Annotated in this window: 19 protein-coding genes and 1 tRNA gene; 10 read left to right on the top strand and 10 right to left on the bottom strand. The window is 70.5% G+C overall.

Annotation, left to right across the window (positions count from 1 at the left end; all coding sequences use genetic code 11):
- Positions 1-65: 65 nt before the first annotated feature.
- Positions 66-404 (bottom strand): transcriptional regulator WblA, encoded by a 339-nt coding sequence (gene wblA, locus ABZZ79_RS23425; RefSeq protein ID WP_356691777.1) that lies wholly within the window; start codon positions 402-404, stop codon positions 66-68.
- 407 nt (positions 405-811) lie between these two features.
- Here wblA and ABZZ79_RS23420 point away from each other — a divergent pair, with 407 nt between their 5' ends.
- Positions 812-3,076 carry a transglycosylase domain-containing protein gene (locus ABZZ79_RS23420; RefSeq protein ID WP_356691610.1) on the top strand — a complete coding sequence of 755 codons (2,265 nt, stop codon included), beginning with the start codon at positions 812-814 and terminating at the stop codon, positions 3,074-3,076.
- Between the two features lie 145 nt (positions 3,077-3,221).
- Here the strand turns inward: ABZZ79_RS23420 and ABZZ79_RS23415 are convergent, their stop codons facing one another.
- Positions 3,222-3,686 (bottom strand): GatB/YqeY domain-containing protein, encoded by a 465-nt coding sequence (locus tag ABZZ79_RS23415; protein ID WP_356691608.1) that lies wholly within the window; start codon positions 3,684-3,686, stop codon positions 3,222-3,224.
- A 174-nt stretch (positions 3,687-3,860) separates the two neighbouring features.
- Here ABZZ79_RS23415 and ABZZ79_RS23410 point away from each other — a divergent pair, with 174 nt between their 5' ends.
- From ABZZ79_RS23410 to ABZZ79_RS23400, 3 genes are all read left to right on the top strand, one after another.
- Positions 3,861-4,790, top strand: a complete 930-nt coding sequence (locus tag ABZZ79_RS23410) for a metallophosphoesterase (RefSeq protein WP_356691606.1) — start codon at positions 3,861-3,863, stop codon at positions 4,788-4,790.
- A gap of 335 nt (positions 4,791-5,125) precedes the next feature.
- A complete protein-coding gene (locus ABZZ79_RS23405) occupies positions 5,126-5,914 on the top strand; it encodes a Pr6Pr family membrane protein (protein ID WP_356691604.1) in 789 nt (262 codons plus the stop codon).
- Positions 5,915-5,947: 33 nt separating this feature from the next.
- Positions 5,948-6,021: transfer RNA gene (locus ABZZ79_RS23400), tRNA-Pro, on the top strand.
- A gap of 296 nt (positions 6,022-6,317) precedes the next feature.
- Here the strand turns inward: ABZZ79_RS23400 and ABZZ79_RS23395 are convergent.
- A complete protein-coding gene (locus ABZZ79_RS23395; protein ID WP_356691602.1) occupies positions 6,318-6,935 on the bottom strand; it encodes a hypothetical protein in 618 nt (205 codons plus the stop codon).
- A 262-nt stretch (positions 6,936-7,197) separates the two neighbouring features.
- Here ABZZ79_RS23395 and ABZZ79_RS23390 point away from each other — a divergent pair, with 262 nt between their 5' ends.
- The 5 genes from ABZZ79_RS23390 (at position 7,198) to ABZZ79_RS23370 (ending at position 12,098) form a co-directional block, all read left to right on the top strand.
- Positions 7,198-9,000, top strand: coding sequence for a hypothetical protein (locus tag ABZZ79_RS23390; protein WP_356691600.1), 1,803 nt, complete (start codon positions 7,198-7,200; stop codon positions 8,998-9,000).
- A 56-nt stretch (positions 9,001-9,056) separates the two neighbouring features.
- The gene (locus tag ABZZ79_RS23385; protein ID WP_356691775.1) at positions 9,057-9,953 is read left to right on the top strand and encodes a phosphorothioated DNA-binding restriction endonuclease; all 897 of its coding nucleotides are present in this window, start codon (positions 9,057-9,059) and stop codon (positions 9,951-9,953) included.
- 64 nt (positions 9,954-10,017) lie between these two features.
- Positions 10,018-10,296 (top strand): CopG family transcriptional regulator, encoded by a 279-nt coding sequence (locus tag ABZZ79_RS23380; protein ID WP_356691598.1) that lies wholly within the window; start codon positions 10,018-10,020, stop codon positions 10,294-10,296.
- Complete coding sequence (locus tag ABZZ79_RS23375) at positions 10,293-10,718, top strand: PIN domain-containing protein (protein WP_356691596.1); 426 nt, start codon at positions 10,293-10,295, stop codon at positions 10,716-10,718. The genes ABZZ79_RS23380 and ABZZ79_RS23375 overlap by 4 nt, the downstream gene beginning before the upstream one ends.
- Positions 10,719-11,540: 822 nt before the next feature.
- Positions 11,541-12,098, top strand: a complete 558-nt coding sequence (locus tag ABZZ79_RS23370; RefSeq protein ID WP_356691594.1) for a hypothetical protein — start codon at positions 11,541-11,543, stop codon at positions 12,096-12,098.
- A gap of 289 nt (positions 12,099-12,387) precedes the next feature.
- Here the strand turns inward: ABZZ79_RS23370 and ABZZ79_RS23365 are convergent, their stop codons facing one another.
- The 7 genes from ABZZ79_RS23365 to ABZZ79_RS23335 form a co-directional block, all read right to left on the bottom strand.
- Complete coding sequence (locus ABZZ79_RS23365) at positions 12,388-12,819, bottom strand: Asp23/Gls24 family envelope stress response protein (RefSeq protein WP_356691773.1); 432 nt, start codon at positions 12,817-12,819, stop codon at positions 12,388-12,390.
- A 131-nt stretch (positions 12,820-12,950) separates the two neighbouring features.
- Entirely contained in the window at positions 12,951-13,124 is a 174-nt protein-coding gene (locus ABZZ79_RS23360) for a CsbD family protein (protein ID WP_356691592.1), read from the bottom strand.
- Between the two features lie 147 nt (positions 13,125-13,271).
- Complete coding sequence (locus tag ABZZ79_RS23355; RefSeq protein WP_356691590.1) at positions 13,272-13,742, bottom strand: hypothetical protein; 471 nt, start codon at positions 13,740-13,742, stop codon at positions 13,272-13,274.
- Positions 13,743-13,925: 183 nt separating this feature from the next.
- Positions 13,926-14,669: a hypothetical protein gene (locus ABZZ79_RS23350; RefSeq protein WP_356691588.1), complete on the bottom strand. Its 744-nt coding sequence runs from the start codon at positions 14,667-14,669 to the stop codon at positions 13,926-13,928.
- Positions 14,666-16,318, bottom strand: a complete 1,653-nt coding sequence (locus tag ABZZ79_RS23345; protein ID WP_356691586.1) for a polyprenyl synthetase family protein — start codon at positions 16,316-16,318, stop codon at positions 14,666-14,668. The genes ABZZ79_RS23350 and ABZZ79_RS23345 overlap by 4 nt, the downstream gene beginning before the upstream one ends.
- Positions 16,311-17,396, bottom strand: a complete 1,086-nt coding sequence (locus ABZZ79_RS23340; RefSeq protein WP_356691584.1) for a hypothetical protein — start codon at positions 17,394-17,396, stop codon at positions 16,311-16,313. Before ABZZ79_RS23340 ends, ABZZ79_RS23345 begins: the two co-directional genes overlap by 8 nt.
- 181 nt (positions 17,397-17,577) lie before the next feature.
- The gene (locus ABZZ79_RS23335) at positions 17,578-19,539 is read right to left on the bottom strand and encodes a serine/threonine protein kinase (RefSeq protein ID WP_356691582.1); all 1,962 of its coding nucleotides are present in this window, start codon (positions 19,537-19,539) and stop codon (positions 17,578-17,580) included.
- Positions 19,540-20,146: 607 nt separating this feature from the next.
- Between ABZZ79_RS23335 and ABZZ79_RS23330 the strand changes: the two genes are divergently transcribed.
- A complete protein-coding gene (locus ABZZ79_RS23330; RefSeq protein ID WP_356691580.1) occupies positions 20,147-20,758 on the top strand; it encodes a hypothetical protein in 612 nt (203 codons plus the stop codon).
- Positions 20,759-20,775 lie beyond the last annotated feature (17 nt).

The raw sequence follows: 20,775 nt of genomic DNA, 5'->3' as shown, positions 1-20,775 counted from the left end.
TGACGGTCGGTGACCGGACCGGCCTGCCGGCCCGGTGCCGCGGGTGAGTGAGTCCTGCCCAGGCCTCAGCCCACCGCCGCGTAGTTCTCGTACACCTGGTCGTCGTCGAGGGGCATCAGGCCGACCCCACGCTCGTATTCCGTACGAGCCGTCTCCAGCAGCCGACGCCAGGAGGTCACGGTGGGCCGCCTGCGCAGCAGTGCGCGGCGCTCCCGTTCCGTCATGCCTCCCCACACGCCGAACTCGACGCGGTTGTCGAGCGCATCGGCCAGGCACTCGGTGCGTACCGGACATCCGGTGCACACCGCCTTGGCCCTGTTCTGCGCTGCTCCCTGAACGAACAGTTCATCCGGATCGGTAGTGCGGCAGGCCGCCTGCGCACTCCAGTCGGTTACCCAGCCCATACCGGCGCCGTCCTCTCCCGAATCGAGGCTCCCCCACGGCGGCAGCGGCATATGCACCGCCGCCAGTTGAGGACGTTACGGAAGGTGGGGACAGCGCAACACCCCCTTCGGGCCCAATCTTGAATGGCCCGAACGGACTATGCGTAAGCGGCAGATCACCCGCGGGAGTGAGCGGACGACATGCGTGACAATTCCCGCAGAACAGGACAGTTCAGTTGAGTCACAACGGGCGCCGGGTGACACAGAAGGCGGATTCGGACACGCCCCCGACAGAAAGTCGGGCCACCTCCGGAACGATTCGGGGTCGCCGGACGTATTGATACATAGCCGCACTGCTGTGACAGTTGAGAGCAGCTTAGGCCAAGGCATATACGCGTGTCCGGCGAATGAGAACGTAGGCTGCCCCCATGCCAAAGAAGCCCTCAGGCGGTGGTCTGTCACCCACGCAGCAGGCGGCCAAGTTCCTCGGTGTCAGTGTGCTGGCCGGTGCCGTCATGGCCGGTATCGCGCTGCCCGCCGTCGGCGCGCTGGGGCTCGCCGCAAAGGGGTCGGTGGAGAGCTTCGACGAACTCCCGGCCAACCTGAAGACGCCGCCGCTGAGCCAGCGCACCACGATCCTCGACGCCAAGGGCGGCACGATCGCCACGGTGTACTCACGCGACCGCACGGTGGTCGAGCTCAAGGACATCTCGCCGTACATGCAGAAGGCGATCGTCGCGATCGAGGACGCCCGCTTCTACCAGCACGGCGCGGTCGACCTCAAGGGTGTCCTGCGCGCACTGAACAAGAACGCGCAGAGCGGCGGCGTCGCCGAGGGCGCCTCCACCCTCACCCAGCAGTACGTGAAGAACGTCTTCGTCGAGGAGGCCGGCGACGACCCCACCAAGGTCGCGGAGGCCACCCAGCAGACCCTGGGCCGCAAGATCGCGGAGCTGAAGTACGCGATCCAGGTCGAGGAGGAGCTCGGCAAGAAGAAGATCCTCGAGAACTACCTGAACATCACGTTCTTCGGCCAGCAGGCCTACGGCGTCGAGGCCGCCGCCCAGCGCTACTTCTCCAAGAACGCCAAGAACCTCAAGCTCCAGGAGGCCGCGCTCCTCGCTGGCATCGTCCAGTCGCCGAGCCGGTTCGACCCGATCAACGACGAGACGGAAGCCACCAAGCGGCGCAACATCGTGCTCCAGCGCATGGCCGAGGTCGGCGACGTCTCGCAGGCGCAGGCCGACAAGGCCAAGGAGACCCCGCTCGGCCTCAAGGTCAAGCAGCCCAAGAACGGCTGCATCACCGCCGTGAAGGGCGCGGGCTTCTTCTGCGACTACGTCCGCAACGTGTTCCTGACCGACCCGGTCTTCGGCGAGACCAAGGAAGACCGGGCCAAGATCTGGAACCAGGGCGGTCTGACCATCCGTACGACGATGGACCCGCAGGCCCAGGACTCGGTCCAGCAGTCGGTCAAGGACCACGTCAACAAGAACGACGAGGTGGCCACCGCCGCGAGCATCGTCGAGCCCGGCACCGGCAAGATCCTCGCGATGGGCCAGTCGCGGCCGTACGGCTTCGGCAAGAACGAGACGCAGATCAACCTCTCCGTCGACAGGTCCATGGGCGGCGGCCTCGGCTTCCAGCCCGGTTCGACGTTCAAGCCGATCGTGGCCGCGGCCGCCATAGAGGGCGGCATGCCGGCGACGAAGATGTACGGCTCGCCGTACGAGATGGAGTACCCGAGCCCGGTCCAGGCCTGCGACGGCGGGATCTGGGACGAGAAGGGCGTCAAGCTCACCAACGAGAACGAGTCCGAGGTCGGCCCGTACTCGATGAAGGAGGCGACGGCGAAGTCCGTCAACACCTACTACGTCGAGATGATCTCCGAGATCGGCATCTGCCCGGTGACCGAGATGGCGGGCAAGATGGGCGTGGAGCGTGCCGACGGCGGCAAGATCGAGCAGGCGCCCTCCATCGCTCTCGGCACCCAGGAGATGTCCCCGCTGACCATGGCGAACGGCTACGCCACCTTCGCCTCGCGCGGAATGTACTGCACGCCGGTCGCCATCGAGGCGATCAGCCGGCGCATCGGCGGCGAGACCAAGTCCCTGGAGGTCCCGAAGTCGACCTGCTCGCGGGCGATGTCCGAGACCACGGCCGACACCGTCAACACACTGCTGCGGGGCGTGGTCGAGGACGGTACGGGTACGCAGGCGGGTCTCGGCAGCCGCCCCAGCGCCGGTAAGACCGGTACGACCGACGAGCGCTACGCCGCCTGGTTCGTGGGCTACACCCCGAACATGGCCGGTGCCGTCTGGGTCGGCGACCCGGCGCACCAGCGCAAGATGGAGGGCATCAGCATCGGCGGCGTGTGGCACGACAAGGTCTTCGGTGGCCAGGTGCCCGGTCCGATCTGGCGCGACATGATGACCGGCGCGCTGGCCGACAAGGAAGCGCCCGACTTCAACCTGATCGACATCCCTGACCCGCCGAAGGAAAAGGACAAGGACAAGGACCGGGACAAGGGCCGCGACGACGACGGCGACAACGGCGACGACCGCGGCGGCCTGATCGGCGACACCAACGGCGGCGCCTTCCCGACGCCCTCCTTCTCCATCCCCGAGGGCTTCGTCCAGGGGAACGACAACGGCGGGAACAACGGGAGCAACAACGGCGGCACCTTCCCGTGACGGGCCCCGGCCGTCACGGGCCGTCAGCAGGCGCGTAGGCAGAGGTACTGGGCATACGGCAGCGGGGGCGCACTTCTCAGGAAGTGCGCCCCCGCTGCCGTTCGGTGTCGGCGTCCGGGCGGGCCCGGCGTCCGGCGCGTCCGGGTCAGCCCGCGAGCAGCTTCTTCACCGTGGCGGCGACACGGCCGCCCTCGGCAAGGCCGGCCACCTTCGGGTTCACGATCTTCATGACCGCGCCCATGGCCCTCGGCCCCTCGGCGCCCGCGGCCCTGGCCTCCGCGACGGCCTGGGTGACGATCTGCTCCAGCTCCTCGTCGGACAGCTGCTTGGGCAGGTACGCGGCGAGGATCTCGCCCTCCGCCTTCTCCCGCTCGGCCTGCTCGGCGCGGCCGCCCTGCGCGAAGGCCTCCGCGGCCTCCCGGCGCTTCTTCGCCTCGCGCGTGATCACCTTCTGCACATCGTCGTCGGAGAGCTCGCGCTTCTCCTTGCCCGCGACCTCCTCCTTGGTGATCGCGGTGAGCGTGAGCCGGAGCGTCGAGGAGCGCAGCTCGTCGCGCTCCTTGATCGCGGCGTTGAGGTCTTCCTGAAGCTTCGACTTGAGCGTGGTCATGACTTGATTGTCGCAGGTACGGAGGGAGGGCCGCCCGTGCATTTATCGAGAAACGGCCGTACGGGACGGACGTACGAGACGGACGGCGGGGAGCAGCCGTACGGAACGGGCGTGCGGAACGGGCGCGGGGGACGGCCGTACGGAACGGACCGGTGGGTCTGACACGATGTCCGCATGCGCGCGCGATACGGAGTACCCCTCGGCATCACGGCGGTCGCGGCCGCCGGTCTCCTCTACTCGGCGGGTTTCGAGACCCGCTCGTTCCGGCTCCGGCGGATCACCGTCCCCGTACTCCCGCGGGGCATGCGCCCGCTGCGCGTGCTGCACGTCTCCGACATCCACATGGTCGGCGGGCAGCGCAAGAAGCAGCGCTGGCTGCGCTCGCTGGCGGGCCTGCGCCCCGACTTCGTGATCAACACGGGCGACAACCTGTCCGACCCGGAGGGCGTGCCGGAGGTGCTGGACGCGCTGGGGCCGCTGATGGAGTTCCCGGGGGCGTACGTCTTCGGCTCGAACGACTACTACGGGCCGACGCTGCGCAACCCGGCCCGCTACCTGTTCGAGAAGGCGCAGGGCCGGTACGGCCTCAACGGCAACCCGCCCGCCGTCGGCGTGGTCCACAACCCCTGGGAGAACCTGCGGGACGGCTTCGACGCGGCGGGCTGGCTGAACCTGACGAACACGCGGGGCGTGCTCAAGGCGGACGGCACCACGATCGAGCTGACGGGCGTGGACGACCCGCACATCAAGCGGGACCGGTACACGCAGGTGGCCGGGGGTCCATCGGGCACGGCGGACTTCTCGATGGGCGTGGTCCACGCGCCGTATCTGCGCAGCCTGGACTCGTTCACCGCCGACGGCTATCCGCTGATCCTGGCCGGCCACACCCACGGCGGCCAGCTCTGCCTGCCCTTCTACGGCGCCTTCGTCACCAACTGCGACCTGGACACGGACCGGGTGAAGGGCCTGTCCACGCACACGGCGGAGGGCCGTACGGCGCGTCTGCACGTCTCGGCGGGCTGCGGAACGAGCCGCTACACGCCGGTACGGTTCGCATGCCCGCCGGAGGCGACGCTGCTGACGCTGGTGCCGCGGGAGTCGTGACGGGGGGCCGCGGGGGCGCGGGGGCGGGGAACCGGGGCCGACGGGGTTCCGGGAGCGACGGGGTTTCGGGGACACCGGGGAGCCGGGAGCGACGGGGTTCCGCGACGGGGAGCCGGGAGCGACGGCGTTCCGGGACGGGGAGCCGGGAGCGACGGGGTTCCGGGAGCGACGGAATCCGGGACTGACGGGGAGGCCCGCGGCGCGGGGCCGAGGACGGTGGAGCGCCGCCGCCCTGGCCGCCTCCACACACCCCCCACACCCCCCTCACACCGCAGAAGTAACCCACACAGCCGCCCCACATCGCCCGCTATGCCGGTTATGTCTAGCGTGAGGGCATGACCGCCCCGATACCCAGGGACATCCCGGACCTGCCCGCGGTCCCGGGAATGCCCGCGCTGCTGCCCTCGCACGTTCCCGCCGCGGCCGTGGTGGCGCCGGCACGCCGGCCGTTCACAGCCGTGTTCCGCCTCCTGACCGCGCTGCTGGCGGCCGCGGGCGTGACCATCGAGATGCTCCTGGGCAGCCCGCTGCGCGTCCTGAGCTCCTTCACCACCCAGGCGAGCATCCTGCTGGCCCTGGTCCTCGTCACCTCGGCCCGCCGCGCCTGGAGCGCCCGCCGCCCGCTGCCGGGAGGCCTGACGGGGGCAGCGCTGCTCTACGTCGTGATCACCGGCCTGGTCTACCACCTGCTGCTGGCGAACACGGCGAGCCCGTTCGCGATGACGGGGGCGTCGGCCGCCCCGACGGGCTGGCACGCGGTCTCCAACCACCTCCTGCACACGGTGGTCCCCGCGGCGGCCGTCCTGGACTGGCTGCTACTGACCGCCCCCGGCCGCCTGCACCTGCGCCAGGCCGCGACCTGGCTCGTCTACCCGCTCGCCTACCTGGCCTTCTCCCTGGCCCGCGGCGAACTCCTGCTGCCCGACACTCCAGGCGGCCGCTACCTCTACCCCTTCCTCGACGTGGACGCCCACGGCTACAGGTCCGTCCTCGGCAACGCCCTGCTCCTGGGCCTCTCCTTCTACGCCCTGGCCGTCCTCCTGGTCGCCCTCGACCACGCCCGCCCGAACCCCACCCGGCACCGCGCCAAAACCGGATTTCGTCTCCAGCCACCAGTGGGCTAAAGTAAACGTCGTCGCCGCGACAAGCAGCGACATCGGGGTGTAGCGCAGCTTGGCAGCGCGCTTCGTTCGGGACGAAGAGGTCGTGGGTTCAAATCCCGCCACCCCGACAGTGAAGTACCAGGTCAGGGGCCTGATCCGCAGTGCGGATCAAGCCCCTGAGTGGTTCCTGGAGATCGCTTGGGAGAAATCCGGGAGAAGTTCTTGGTCGGGTTCTCCCAGTGGGTGACTGGTGAGCCGTCTGAAGTGCGGCGGCTTAGGGCACTCGGACCTGCGCGTTCGCGAATCCAGCCCTGTAGTCGGCCGGGAACGCCATGCCCGCGTGCCGGATGCGATCCGCGGGCCTGCCTGAATGCGGGCGTGCCATGCTGTCGTCAACGGAGCTTGGCCTGGCTCCAGTTGATCGTCAGGGGGAGCTGTGGCAGGGCGGGACCTTCGAACGTTGTTCAGCTCGAACGACCGGAGCATCGCCGCCAGTGAGGCGTTCACGAACCGGCAGGCACAGTGGCAGGCCGTAATGGCCGGCCTCGCCGAGCACATACGGCACGTGACCTGTGCGGACTTCGCCGTGGAGGACTTGGAGGCTCCCCGCCGCAACATCCTCGTGTTCCACAGTGTGGGCGGGATCGGCAAGTCCACGCTCTCCCGCAAGATCGAGGCATCGCTGGCCCTCAGCGAACACCGCCCGGCGCAATGGGAATCGCCGTCCCACCCAGAGGAGCGGACCCTGCCGGTCCGTATCGATCTCGCGCGCGCCGCGGGAATGGACTTCGAACGCGTCATCCTCACCATCCGCCTTGCCGTCGCCGAGCTCGGCCGGCCGATGCCCGCCTTCGACCTCGCCCTGCGCCGCTACTGGGAGCACAACCACCCGGGCGAACCGATCGAGGACCACCTGCGCCGGGGCGGGCTGCTGAGCCGCTTCAGCGCCGCTGCCGCCCTGCCTCAGCAGATGCAGTCCGCCCTCAGCGATGTCGCCCAGGCCCTGCTCCTGCCCGGCACAGTCGGCAGTGCGCTTGGGCACGGGGCCGGAGCGCTCATCAAGGCGTTATGCGAACGGCGCCAGTCCGTACGCGCCCTCGCCGGCTGCTCCCGCCTGGCCGACCTCCTGGAGGCGGAGCCCGACCTGGAAGCCCTCAGCTTCTACCCGCACCTCCTCGCCTGGGACCTGGCCCAAATCCCGGCCGGCAAGAGCGCACTACCCGTGATCCTGCTGGACACCTTTGAGGACACCGGCGACCGCACGCACCGCGACTTCGAGCGTCTGCTCCAACGCATGGTGGTTGATGCCCAACGCGTTCTTCGTCGTCACCGGACGCAACCGCCTCCAGTGGGCGGAGACGAGCCTGGAGGGGCAGCTCGACTGGACAGGGCCGCACGCGTGGCCCGGTCTCGCAGCCGACACGGCACATGTGGGGCGAGCCGGGTCGGGCCGGCAGGTCCTGCTCGGCGACTTCTCTCCCGAAGACTGCGAGGACTACCTGGTCCGCAGGCTCAGCCGCGACGGGCAGCCGCTGATCGACGAACCGGTCCGCCGGATCATCACCGAGCGCTCCCACGGGCTGCCTCTGTACCTAGATCTGTCGGTCATGCGCTACCTGGAACTCCGACGCGGCGGCGGACAGCCGCAGGTCACCGACTTCGATCACGACTACCCCGCCCTGATCACCCGTACCCTCAGCGACCTGACCGCCGATGAGCGCCACGTGCTCCGCTCGGTCAGCCTGCTCAGCGCGTTCTCTGTACCCCTGGCCACCCAAGCCGCTGGCATGGACCACGACGCGCCCGCCCTACGGCTGACCGAGCGCCCCTTCATCCGGGAGTCCTCTTCCGGTGTGTGGCTCTTCCATGTCCACGACCTGATCCGCTCCGCCATTCGCAACGCGGACGACGGCAGTGACGACCGCTGGTCGGAGCAGGACTGGCGGCGCGCGGCCCAACGGGCCTTCCACGCCCTGGAATCACAGTGGCGCCAGGACCTGCGACACGATCGCGCCGTCCTGGTCGGCTGTCTCCGGCAAGGACTGCTCCTCGCACGGGACTTCCGTCTCGATCTCGGCTGGCTCGCCGATGCCGCATTCCAGTACGTAGGGGACTCCGTCTGGGAACCGCTGGCGCTTCCCGCCGCCGATGCCAGGTCGTCAGGTGGCCTGCAGACCGCGGCGGACGCCCTGGTGGAAACGCTGAGCGCCATCGCCCGGCGCCAGCACGAGCATCGTGAACGCACGTCCAGTCGGCTCTCAGCCGTCCTCACATCGGAGCTTCTCCCCGATGACCTCGTCGAACTGGCCACGTACTACCTGGCGAAGGCCCAGCGAGACCTCGGGCTGACCGACGCTTCGCGTCGCGGGATGCAGGACGTCGCCTCAGCCGGGGGTCGTCTCGCTTCCGCGGCTCGGCGCGGCCTGGCACACCTGAGCCGACTGTCCGGAGACTTCCCGACCGCGGTCGAAGCCGCGGGGAGGCTGGGCTGGGAGGGGCGGCACCATCGGGTGCTGGGAGACGTGTGGTGGGTGCAGGGCGACATGGAGCGGGCGGTAGCCGCCTACCTGGCAGGCCGGAGCGAAGCCGAGGAGCACGGTGTGGTCGGCGAGACCGCCATGGTGCAGGCGCATCTCGCGTTCGCCGTCTCATTCTCCGATCCACTTCGGGCCGATGACGAACTCGATCTGGCGGAACGGCTGTTGTCCCACCTCAGCCTGCGCTCCAGCGAGATGACCGCTCGCATCGCCGTGCTCGTACGCGACGCCGGGTTCGCCGCCGACCTGCCCGGCCGGGCGACCGCACTGCTCGCCGAAATCGGTGACTCCGGCATTGCCTACGCCGCGGCGAAACTGCAACTGGCCCTGTGCTTCCACCACGCCGTCCTCGACGCCCAGGACGACCTCGCCACCGCGATCACCCGCCTGCGCGAACTCACGCAGAGTGGCGACTACGCCTACTACGTCGACATCGCCCACTTCATGGCCGGCCTTCCGCTTCCCGAGCACACCGCGCGAGCGCGGTGGATCGACGGAGAACAACAGACGCGCGACCGATGGCGCCGCCTGGTTGCGACACGTCGCCATCACCTCGCCACGACTCGTTAGGCTTTCCACACATGCGCAGATCGCTGGTCAACGAGGCGCGACTACGATCGCCGGTCATGGACTGGCTGGAGCGCACCGCGAGACTGAGGCAGTGGACCAGAAGCGGGACCCGCGCTCCGCACAAGCCGTTGCTGTTGCTGTACGCCCTCGGTCGGTTCCAGCAGGATGCCGCCGGCGAACTGCGGTACAGCGCGGTGGAGGAGGATCTGCAGCGGCTGCTGACCGAGTACGGTCCGCCGAACAGGACAACTCCGGCCTACCCGTTCCACCACCTGGTGAGCGACGGCGTGTGGGAGGTGCGCACCGATCGCGGACCGGGCAGCCCCGGCAGCGGGGTGCGGGAGTTGCGGGCCGCGGGGGCCGCTGGGCGACTGGCGCCGGAGCTGCGGGCGGCGCTGCGGCGTGAGCCGGAGCTACTCGGCCGGATGGCTCGGGTCCTGCTCGACCTGCACTTCCCGCCTTCGCTCCACGGCGACCTGTGCGAATCCGTCGGACTGGAGCTGGAGCCGGCGGAGACCGGACAGCTCTCGGCCGCCGTGCGGAGGCGGCGGGATCCGCGGATGCGGGAGCGGGTCCTGACGGCCTACGAGTACCGGTGCGCCTTCTGCGGCTACGACGGCAGGATCGGCGCGGTGCCCGTCGGGCTGGAGGCCGCGCACGTGCGCTGGTGGGCGTTCGACGGACCGGACGACGTCGACAACGGACTGTGCCTGTGCTCGCTGCACCACAAGCTCTTCGACAAAGGCGTCCTCGGTGTCGGCGAGGGCCACCGCATCCTGGTCTCCCAGCGCTTCGTCGGCCACAGCCCCGCCGCCCGCGAACACGTCATCGCGCTCGCCGACCGACCACTCATCGGACCTCAACCGGGCGCCCACTCGGTCGCCGCGATTCACCGCTCCTGGCACACCAGCCAGGTCTTCCACGGCAGCCCACGCCCTGCCACGGCCGCCTGACCGTCGATTCGACGACCGCTCCCTCACTGGTAAGGAGCACGATACCAAGAGTATGGTCTCTTGTATGGCCACAAAGAAGGTAACCGTGACGATCCCCGAGGATCTCCTGGACGAGATCCGCGCGGACGCGGCAGAGCGGGGCCTGTCGGCGTACGTCACCGAGGCGCTGCGCTTCAAGCGCGACCGGGACCGGCTCCTGGAACTGGTCGACTGGCTGCAGGAAGAACACGGCCCCGTGACTGAGGACGAGCGTGCGGCAGCCCTCGACGAGCTGGAGGATCTCGACGCCGAACACGAGCGGCGCCGCACCTCCGGACAGCACAACGCCGGAGAGGCTGCGTGAAGAAGCGAGACAGCGAGCATGGGCAGAGGCCGCTCCGTGTCTTCGTCCTGGACTGTGAAGCTCTCTCCCTGGCAGTGCGCGGTGATCGGAGGATGATCGCCTGGCTCGACCTCGCGGCGCGAGGGGAGGCCGAAGTGGTGACGTCGCCGATGACCCTGGTCGAGGCGTACGACGGCAGAACAACCGAACAGCGCTGGGACTGGGTACTGTCCCGGCTCCAGGTCGCCGACATCGGGAAGGACGAGGCCCGCCGGGCACGCCGACTCCTGGCCGACGCCGAGTTGCACGGCCACAAGTACGCGATCGACGCCGTGCTCGCCGTGATCGCGCGACAGCAGAAGGGACAGGTCACCGTCTTCACCTCGGACGTCGACGACCTGGAGAAGCTGGTCCCGGACACGATCGTCGTCAAGAAGGTGTGACCCGACCCGCGCCCCTCAAGGGCCCGCATCTGGGATGGCACCAGCCCGGGAGTGGGACATCCCTCACGGCTTCAAGCACCTGCCTGGCCAGGACAGACACGTCAATCGCCCTGCCTGACCGGGCTCTCATCGCACAGTGCACGACAGTCTTCGCGACCTAGGACTCGGCGCACTCCCGTGCGTTCTGCGCACGGTCTGCTGCCCTTCTGCTCACGACCAGGAAACCGAAGAGTGCCGCCAAGCCACCAGCGCGCAGCAGCCGATCGAGTACGGCGACCGGTGAGCGCGGGTGCAGGCTCCACCGGGCACTTTCTCACCGGGCGGCTCTCCGGAAATGTCGGCGCGTCCTCAGGGTGCCGTCGATAGGCTCGGCGCCGTGAGCGACGACGCCCGACACAGGCCGCAGCGTTGAGTGTCCAACTGCGTGACACCGCCTACGGACAGCGGCGGACGCACACGGACACGGACACGGACACCCACGGACTATCGCGGGAGTCAGATGAGCACCGGCCCAAGTTCAGCAGTCCACCCACGTCGCTTCGGGACGAAGAGGTCGTGGGTTCACATCCCGCCTCCCCGACAGTGGAAAGGTCCCCGGGACCACTCGCACGAGTGGTCCCGGGGACCCTTTTCGTGTGTGCCTCCCGGGAGCCCCTTGGGGTGTGCGTCCCGCCGCGCGATCACCCCGCGCCGAGGCCCTTCAAAGCCCTGCGGCCTGCTGAAACTCCAGAGATGATCAACCGCCGCAAGAGGTGCGCGTTCTGTACTTGATCTCAAGACGCCGGGCCCGGCACTCGCACGCAGAAACGTTCCTCCAGGAACATGGCACCCATCAACAAGGAGCACCTCATGCACGGCTTCGCCACGCGCCGAATCGCCCTCACCGCCATCGCCACCTCGGGCGCACTCGCCGCGTCCCTGGCCCTGGCCGGCTCGGCGAGCGCCGTCGCCCCGGCGACCGCTACGGCCTCGTACGACTGCGGTGCCGCGGGCAGCGGCACCGTCACGCTCACCGCGGCCGACAACGGGACCAAGACCGTCCAGATCGACTCCACGGACATCCTCACGCAGTTCCCGCTCAGCGCCAACTCCGTGACCACCACGCTGAAGCTGAACAAGACCTCGGGTGGTGCGACCAGCGAGGTGCAGTTCTCCGGCGCCGTGCACGCCGCCGCGACCACGGGTGACCCGATCTCGTTCGGTCCGCTCCCGCTCTCCGTCGGCTCCCTGGCCACCGGTGACACCACCGACTCGGTCGCCCTCACCGGCGCCCCGAGCGCCAGCAACTGGTCCCTGAAGTTCACCGTGACCAACGCCGGCGGCAGCTTCTCCTCCTACTGCACCGCCACCAGCAACCAGTCGGCCGCCTTCGCCTGGTAGCCAAGGCCCGGGCAGAGGAGCACAACCCCACCCTCGTCGGGTGACGGAAACGATCTGGTCAGCCGGCCTGCCGTAGATCAGCTGCCGGACGCCCTCAGGCGGGGCGGCCCGGGTGTCCAGGAGATACCCGGGGTGTCCAAGAGACATAAGGGTCCCGGACCGGTCGTCTCCTCAAGTCGCCTCGGGACGAGGAGGTCGTGGGTTCGCATCCCGCCACCCCGACACAGACAGAGGCCCGTTCACGTGATCGTGAACGGGCCTCTGTCGTGCGTGAACCTGGGTCTCGCGACTACTGGACCCGCTGCGGAGCCTCCTCCTCGTCCTCCTCCTCGGGCAGCTTCACGTCGCTGACAGTGATGTTGACGTCCACGACGTCGCGGCCCGCCATCCGCTCCACCGCGGCGATCACGTTCTCCCGGACCGCGCCGGCCACCTCCGTGATCGACACGCCGTAGTCGACGACGATCTCCAGATCGATGGCCGCCTGCCGTTCGCCGACCTCGACACTGACACCCCGCGTGACCGATTTGCCACTGCCGGTGCCGGGCATCCGCTCCCGCATGGATCCCATCGAGCGCGCGGTTCTGCTGCCCAGGGCGTGAACGCCGAACACGTCCCGTGCCGCCATTCCGGCGATCTTCTCCACCACCACGTCGGCGATGGTCGTCCGGCCGCGCGAGCCGGGCGAACCGACCTGCTTCACACCGGTGCTCTCAGTCATCGAGGTCATCGCGGCATGCCTCCCTGAATCGAGGAGCTCACCTGGCACCGCTGTCAGCGCCGCAATCCCAGCGTGAGCGAGTCCCTGGTGTGGTGCAACCTGTGCGGGACGACCACGCACCCAGGCCCTGATCAGCGCTTGAAGGCGTCCTTCGCCTTCTCCTTGGCCTGCCGGAGGTCACCCTTGGCCTGCTCGGTGCGGCCCTTGGCCGTCATTTCCTCGTTGCCCACCGCGCGGCCCGCGGTCTCTTTGACCTTGCCCTTGCCCTGTTCGGCCTTGGCCTTGGCCTTTTCGTCCTTGGCCACAACACTCACATCCCGCTCACTAAAGACTAAATGGATAACTTCCCTCTCACCCGAAAGTGGCTTCTCAAACGCCCCGCGGCGAGGGGGACCGCGCCCCGAGGCGGTCCGGGCTGGGTGCCGGGTCGCCTCGGGGCGGCGGTCAGGGGGTCATTCCTCGTTGGCGTCGAGGACGCGGCCCTTGAGCTTGATCGGGTTGGCGGCGCCCACCTTGAGCTGGCCGTCGGTGTAGCGGCCGGGCGTCGCGCCGTCGACGGCGGTGACCTGGGCCGCGTAGCCGAGGGCTTCCTGGTTGGTGGACAGGTACGGGTTGTGGGTGAAGGTCAGCGTGCGGCCCCCGTCGGTGAGGGTGCCCTGGGTGGTCTGCAGGTTGCCCTTCGCCTGGAGCGTGTTGACGTCGTGGTACGCCCACGAGAGCCAGCTGGTGAAGACGAAGCCGGTGGGCGCCTTCAGGCTGAAGGTGATGTCGCCGGGGTTCACCGGGTCCGGGACGGTGCTGAGGATGCCGAAGCTGAGGTGGGCCGGGACGCCGCCGGGGGCGTCCTCGACGATGCCCTGCTGGAGGATGTACAGCTTGTTCTCGGATCCCGGCTGAACGGGGGCCTGGGCCTGTGTGGCCATGGTTTTCCCTTCTGGGGGTGGGTGCTTTCCGCGTGCGCGGATCCGCCGGTGGCGGGCTTGGGGACGGGCCCGTTCCCGGGCCGCGTCGGGGTCGGCGTCGGCGAAGGACGCCCTGGTCCAGGGGGTGGCGTCGGCGAAGGACGCCCTGGTCCAGGGGGTGGCATCGGCGAAGGACGCCCTGGTCTAGGGGGTGGTGTCGGGGGGTGCGTGCTCGGCCAGGAGGGGGCCGAGGACGACGAGGGAGCCGAGGACGATGTCCTCGTAGAGGTAGAACCCGGCTTCCAGGGGCGGCAGTTCGGTCTCGGTGGCCGGCGCCCCGGGTTCCCGTTCCGATCCTGATCCCGATTCCGATCCCGATTCCGATTCCGGTCTCGGTTCCGCTTCCGGTTCCGGTTCCGGGGTGGTGGCCGGGCCGGAGGCTTCGCCCGCCCCCGGTGTGCCGAGCAGGTCGGTGAGGTCCTGCGCGGCGCCCAGGAAGGCGGTGCGGGCGGTGCTGGCCAGCAGGCGCAGGGGAAGATCGAGGGCCGCGGCGGTGCGCTGACCGGGGACCAGCCTCGTCGCGGCCGGAGCGTCGGCCGTGGCGGCTGCGAGCCATTGGACGGGCAGGGTGCAGGCGGCGACGATTTTCTCGGCGGGCACCAGCGGCGGGAGGTCCCCGTCGACCATCAGGTCCTCCCACTCCATGAGGTCGAAGAGGAACTGGCCGCCCTTGTAGAGGGGCCAGGGCCGGACCGTGTCGAGCAGGGCGCGAGCCCGTTCCGGGTCGCCGCGGCGCAGGGCGACGCCATGCCGGGCGGTCGTGCACAGACAGGCGCGCAGACTGCAGTTGACCTGGCCGATGAAAGCCAGGGCCCGGTGGTCGGTCGGGGTCAGGGGACCGGCGGCGGTGGTGTCGGCCGGCGGGGGCGGATTCTCGGTGGTGGTCACAGTGGCCTTGAGGTGACGTAGTGGGCGATCTGGCGCAGGACGGCTTTGCCCTCGTTCTCGGGGATGATCCGGAGGTCTTCCTCGAAGCGGGCGATGCCTTCGGCGGCGAGCCGGTCCGCGAGATCGGTGGCGTATTCGATGGAGCCGTGCCGTCGCATGGCGGCGAGCAGTTCCTCGGCGTGCTGCTGGGTCTTGTCCGTACGGCGCTGGCGCAGCACGTCGAAGAGGCGGGGGCGCTCATGGGTGTACGCGGTGCGGAAGAGGTGGATCAGCATCACCGTCCGCTTGCCTTCGAGCAGGTCGCCGAGGGGTTCCTTGCCGTAGAGGGCTTCCTCGCCGACGAGGTTGAGGATGTCGTCCTGGATCTGGAAGGCGATGCCGATCAGGCGGAACGCCTCGTCGAACCGCCCCAGCACGGCAGGGTCGGTGACACCCGCGCAGACGGCGCCGATACGGCACGGACTCATGCAGGTGTACCAACCGGTCTTCTTGGTGCTCATCGTGAAGTAGGCCTCGTCGGCCTCGGGGACGACCTCGTGCCGGATCCAGCCCAGCTCCATCGCCTGGCCCTCGATGGACTCCCGGCACATGTGGATCGCCTCGTGGATGAGCCCGAGGGTGCGGGCCAGGCCCAGCGTTTCGAGGTTGGACAGGACGGCGTCGACGGCGAGCAGGTTCAGCCCGTCGCCGACATTGACCGCCAGGCCCAGGCCGTGTTCCTCGTGCATGGTCGGCAGGCCGCGCCGGTGGGTGGACTCGTCGGCGATGTCGTCGTGCACGAGGAAGCCGTTGTGGAACAACTCCAGTGCGGCGGCGGCCCGTACGGCGTCCTCGGGACGTCCGCCGAAGGCGGCGCAGGCCGCGATGGTCAGCGTGGGCCGCAGGCCCTTGCCCTGCCGGGCGGGATAGGAGCGCATCAGGTCGTACAGCTCGGCCCGCGGCTCGCGGTCCGGCAGCAGCCGTTCGATCTCCTCGTTGGTGCGGGCCCGGCAGCGCTGCATCGTCTCCATCAGGTCCGCGTCGCGGACGGTGTTCTCCAGCGACCAGCTCGTACTGGTACGGCCGTCCCACAGCACGCGGGGCGCCCGGACGGTGGTGTCGCCGATCAGCGCGAGGCGCTCGGGCGCGTCGTCCGGGGAGCGCCGGGCGAGGTAGTCCGCCGCCGTCCAGTCGACCCGGTCGGCGGCCGTCTCCCGCGCTGCGGGCGCGGCGCTGCCCCACAGCTGGGGTGCCTGTTCCCGGTACGCGCCCCAGAGCTCCTGCATGCTGCGCAGCCCGGCCGCGCGCTGGGACAGCAGCGTGAAGGCCCGCCACACGGCGAGGGTGTCCTCCTGGGAGCCGCGCACGTCGAGGCTGTCCGGCAGGACCTGGTCGACGGGCGGGCGCTGGAGGTCGAACAGCAGGTTCATCGCCCGGTTGTCGAAGGCCACTTCGACGTCGGGGTCGGGGCAGCGGTCCTGGTGGACGACGATACGGCTGTGCAGTGCGGTGAGAGTGGCGTGGCTGTCGTCGTTGAAGTGCAGGCCGAGCCGGATGCCGCGCAACTGGTCGGCGGCGGCGGCGAGAACGGCCGGCGCGCGGTCGGACAGGGCGGCGACGGTCTCGTCGAGCAGCCGGGCGCCCGTGAAGGCGGGCACGGTCTCAGTCATGTGCGCCGCCGGCGAACTCCACGATGCCCTCGGTGCGGAATCCGATGGCCCGCCCGCCGACCCGGCCCTCGACGGTGCACGGCCCGAGGGTCTCGTGCACGCTGAACGGGTGCAGGCTCGTCTCGGACGGGTTGGCGATCCGGCCCGCCGTGCGCGAGCGGAAGTCGAGGACGAGACGGTCGTCGCCGAGCCGGGCCGTGATCAGCAGCCTGCCGGGCACCTCGGCCATCGGTGGTGTGCCCAGCACGTCAGCCAGCGGCGGCACTGTCGCCACCCGGTCGCGGTCCAGGCTGCCGCTGACCGCGACCCGCAGGTTGCGGCGCGGGAAGTGACGGATCATGCGCCCGTCGCGCCACAGCATCACCGACCCGTTGGCTGCGTCAGCCGGGCGCAGGGGCTGGATCAGGGTGAAGACGACCGCGGAGGGCGGGGCGGCGTCGGCGGGGCCGGACGGGTCGTTGACGAAGCCGAACACCCAGCCGCCGAGCGTGGGCCAGGACCAGCGGCCGCGGACCCGTTCGTGGTAGCCGAGCAGGTCTGTCTCCGTGGCCGTGCCGTCGCTGTGCCGCAGGGTGCCGGTGCCCAGGACGCCGGGCTCCGACTGCCAGCGCAGGTGCTCGTCCTCGCCGAACGGCGCGCACTGCGAGGTGCAGGGCCTGCTGGTCCGGGTCAGCCGTACGTCGGCCGCCGGTGCCGTCGACCGGGCGGCCACGCGGAAGGCGCCGGACTCGCCGTGCGGGTGCGGTAACCGGAAGGCGGACCAGGGCAGTTCGGGCTGTTCGGCGTTGAACTGGGTGGAGCTCCAGCCGCGGCCCTCCTCGTAGACGAGCAGGATCGCCATGTGCTGCCCTTCGGCCGCCGTGCCGGTGCCGCTGCGCCGTCCGGTGGCCGGGGCGCCCGGGTCCGCGTGGACGGTGCCGGCGGAGGACCCGAGGACGGACAGGTTGGCGATGAGCGCCTGGCGGCCACACCGGGACAGGAACGCGTAGTGCAGCCACTTGCGGTCGAGCGGATGGGTGAGCGGGGCACGCGGGAAGGGGCCCGGGGGCCCGAACCTCTGCAGGGTCGGCGTGGACACGTCCCGAACGCTAAGGCAGTGATCCATTCATGTCACAGTCCGTGACCATCACCCGAGTGAGCTGGGAGCAGAGAAACGATTATTTCCGCATTCAAGGTTTGAAATCGCAAAGAGCCGCCTACGGCGAGAGTCTGCCGCAGGCGGCTCGGGGGCGACGTCCGGTTTCGTCGCCCGCTCCGGGTCATTCCTCGTCGTCGCCGAGCACGCTGGCCTTCAGGGATACCGGCTCCTGGCCGGCGATCACCGCTCGCCCGTCGGTGTGCCGGCCTGGCTCGGCGTCGGCCAGGGCCCGCAGGCCGAGTGTGTAGACGAGGGCCGCCGCCGGATGGTCCGGCGTGTTCAGGCGCGGTTCGTCCTCGACGACCAGCGTCCTGCCGCCGTCACGCACGGTGACCGTCGGCGATCCGCCGGGGATCACCGTGCGGTCCGCGCGGTAGTAGGCGCAGGTCGCTCGGCCGTCGAAGACGAGTCCCGTCGGGGCGGTGAAACGGTGCTCGACCCGTCCCGGGACCCAGGGGTCGGTGGACGAGACCCGTACGTGGAGCAACTCGCTTCCGCCGCGCGGGAGTTCCACGCCGACCTCTTGGCGGACCAGGAGTCGGGCGGGTGGGGTGGGGGGTTGGTCGGGGGGTTGTGCGGTGTCGTCGGGGCGGGTGGGGTCGGGGGTCTTCTCCGGTTCGGGTGTGGGCTCGGGCGCGGGTTCGGGCTCCGGCTCTGGGGTCGGCTCCGGCTCCGGCTCCGGCTCCGGGGTCGGCTCCGGCTCCGGCTCCGGGGTCGGCTCCGGCTCGGGCTCCGGGGTCGGCTCGGGCTCGGGTTCCAGCTCCGGGGTCGGCTCCGGCTCGGGTTCCAGTTCCGACGTCTCCTCGGGCTCGGGCTCGGGCTCCGGATCCGGCCCGGGCCCCGGGGTCGGCTCCGGGGTCGGCTCCGGCTCCGGAGTCGGCTCCGTCTCCAGGTCCGTCTCCGGGTCGGTGTCCCCGGAGGGAGGGGCGGGGAGCGGCAGGGCCACGATCCGGTGGTGGAAGTTGTCCGCCACGAGCAGCCGCCCGGCCGGGTCCACGGCGAGGCCGCAGGGATAGGAGAGCGAGGCGCCGGCCAGGACCTCGGCCTGTCCGTCGGCCAGCCGCCACAACCGGTGTCCGTTCATGTCGGCGACGTGGACGGCACCTTGGGCGTCGACCGCCACCGCGCTGGGGGCGCTCCAGTCGACCTCCGTCACACCGGCGTCCCCGCCTGGAGGTCCTGCCAGGACCCGCAGCGACCCGTCCGTGCCCAGCAGCAGTACCCGGCGCCCGGCGGGGTCGGCGATGTACAGCTGCCCGTCCGCGTCGACCGCCAGCCCCGCGGGTACGAACGCCTCGCCGGCGTCGGCCGCAACGGCACCCCCGGCCCGCCCGGTGGCCGAGGACGCCGCGACGACCGTGGTGATGACACCGTCGGCGCCGACCCTGCGCACCCGGGGACTGCCCCCTTCGCCGACGTACAGCGTTCCGGCACTGTCCACGGCCAGGGCGCACGGGGCGTCCAGCCGGGCGCGGTCGGCGGGACCGCCGTCTCCTTCGCCGCCCCGGGTGCCGTCCCCCACGACGGTGTCGATGACGCCCGAGGGGTCGATCCGGCGGACCCGGTGGTTCATCTCGTCGGCGACGAACACGGCCCCGTCCGTGCCGACCGCCAGGGCGACGGGGAAGCCCAGCCGGGCCCGTGCCGCGTCCGCGCCGTCCCCGGCGTAGCCGCGCAGCCCGTCCCCGGCGACCGTGGTCAGCACGCCGGAGCCGTCGATCCGGCGGACCCGGTGGTTGGCGTGGTCGGCGACGAAGACCGCCCCGCCTCCGACGGCCACGTCCGCGGGAAAGGCCAGCCGCCCGAGTGTCGCGGGCCCTCCGTCCCCGGAGAATCCGGCGGTGCCGTTGCCCACCACGGTCCCGTCGCCCGCCCCGCCACCCGGTGACCCGCCGCGCTCCGAGGCCACCGCCGCCGGGGGGACCGACTCCGGGGCGCCGGGCTCCAGGGCGTCGGACTCCGGGGCGTCGGACTCCGGGGCGTCGGACTCCGGGGCGTCGGGCTCCGGGGCGACCGACTCGGGGGCGACCGGATCCCCCGGCCGAGCCGTCGCCGTCGCCTTCGCCGTCGCCTTCGCCGTCACCTCGTCACCACCCGGCACCGGCGCGGTCGCGCCTCCATGATGTCCGGCACCCTCCGCTTCCGCGGCCTCGTCTGCGGCATGTGCGTCTCCTTCCGAGCCGTCATGGACAACTCCCCTGCATACCGGCCGGATCCGCCCCCGCGGGGGCAGCGCACCGAGCACCCCACCCGCAAGAGGGAGCCCCGGGAGAGCTCGGTGAAAGCCGGGCGGCGGCAGCCGTGAGGGGCGGACGACGGGGAGCGCGGGCCTGACGCGCTCCACGTCCGCCGTGCGCCCTCGCGCTTCAACTCCACTCGAACAAGTGACGCAGAATCGATCCGGCATTCGCAAACGGGGGAAGCGCCGCATATCGCGCGAAAGTCCGGGTTAACGATGGACCGATGACGGCCAGGTGCGTGCCGTCGTCCCTGCGCGCACACCCCACCCGTGGCCGCAGGCGGCGTTCTGCGTCCCGTCCTTCCCGGCCCACTCTCCCATGGCGTCCCGCGTCAGGTGAACCGCGCGGTGTGCCGTGCCGGGCGTGCCCGCCCGTGCTGGGCCGGGGCGGCCCGGACCAGGACGTCCCCTTCCCACGCACGCTTCGATCACAGCCCCTGGAGGCCCCGAGATGAGCACCGACGTGCAGTCCAAGAAGGAAGCCTACAAACGAGGAGAGGACGCGGGGCGCGCCGACGCCCTCGCCGGCCGCCCGCACGCCGACCCGCCGCGCGACGGCACGCGCGGCGAGCAGGACCAGTACGCGAACGGCTACGACTGGGGCTACGAGCAGGGCCGGGCGCAGAAGCTGGACCTCGTGGTGTGGCAGGAGGGCGGGGTCGAGGACGCCCCCGGGGGCCTCGGCGCCACCATCAACATCTGTGTCCGCACACCGAACTGGAGCGAGACGGTCGACGCGGGCGAGCGCGAGCACGTCTTCACCGCGCCCACCGGGTTCCGCTGGAACGGCGTCGTGGGCGCCCAGTACAAGCGCATGGACCAGACGACGGGCGGCAGTCTGCCTCCCGTGCAGGCCAAGGTGAGCGCGGACGGGCGCACGCTGACGTTCAAGTACCACGTGCACCTGAACACCACCGCCGACGACAAGGACTGCGTCGTCTACACCTGCGGCATCGAGGCCGTCGACGGCGCCGCGCTCGGCCGCTTCACCGACGGCGTGGCCCAGGTCGGCACCGCGCCCCCGGCCAAGCTCAAGGCCGAGGTCGTCGAGGACGAGGACTGAGAGAGCAGGAGCCAGAC

Source organism: Streptomyces sp. NPDC006458 (assembly GCF_040612135.1).
Lineage (GTDB): Bacteria > Actinomycetota > Actinomycetes > Streptomycetales > Streptomycetaceae > Streptomyces.
The sequence above is the reverse complement of the archived record's forward strand: the minus strand, read 5'-3'. Positions and strand labels throughout refer to the sequence as shown.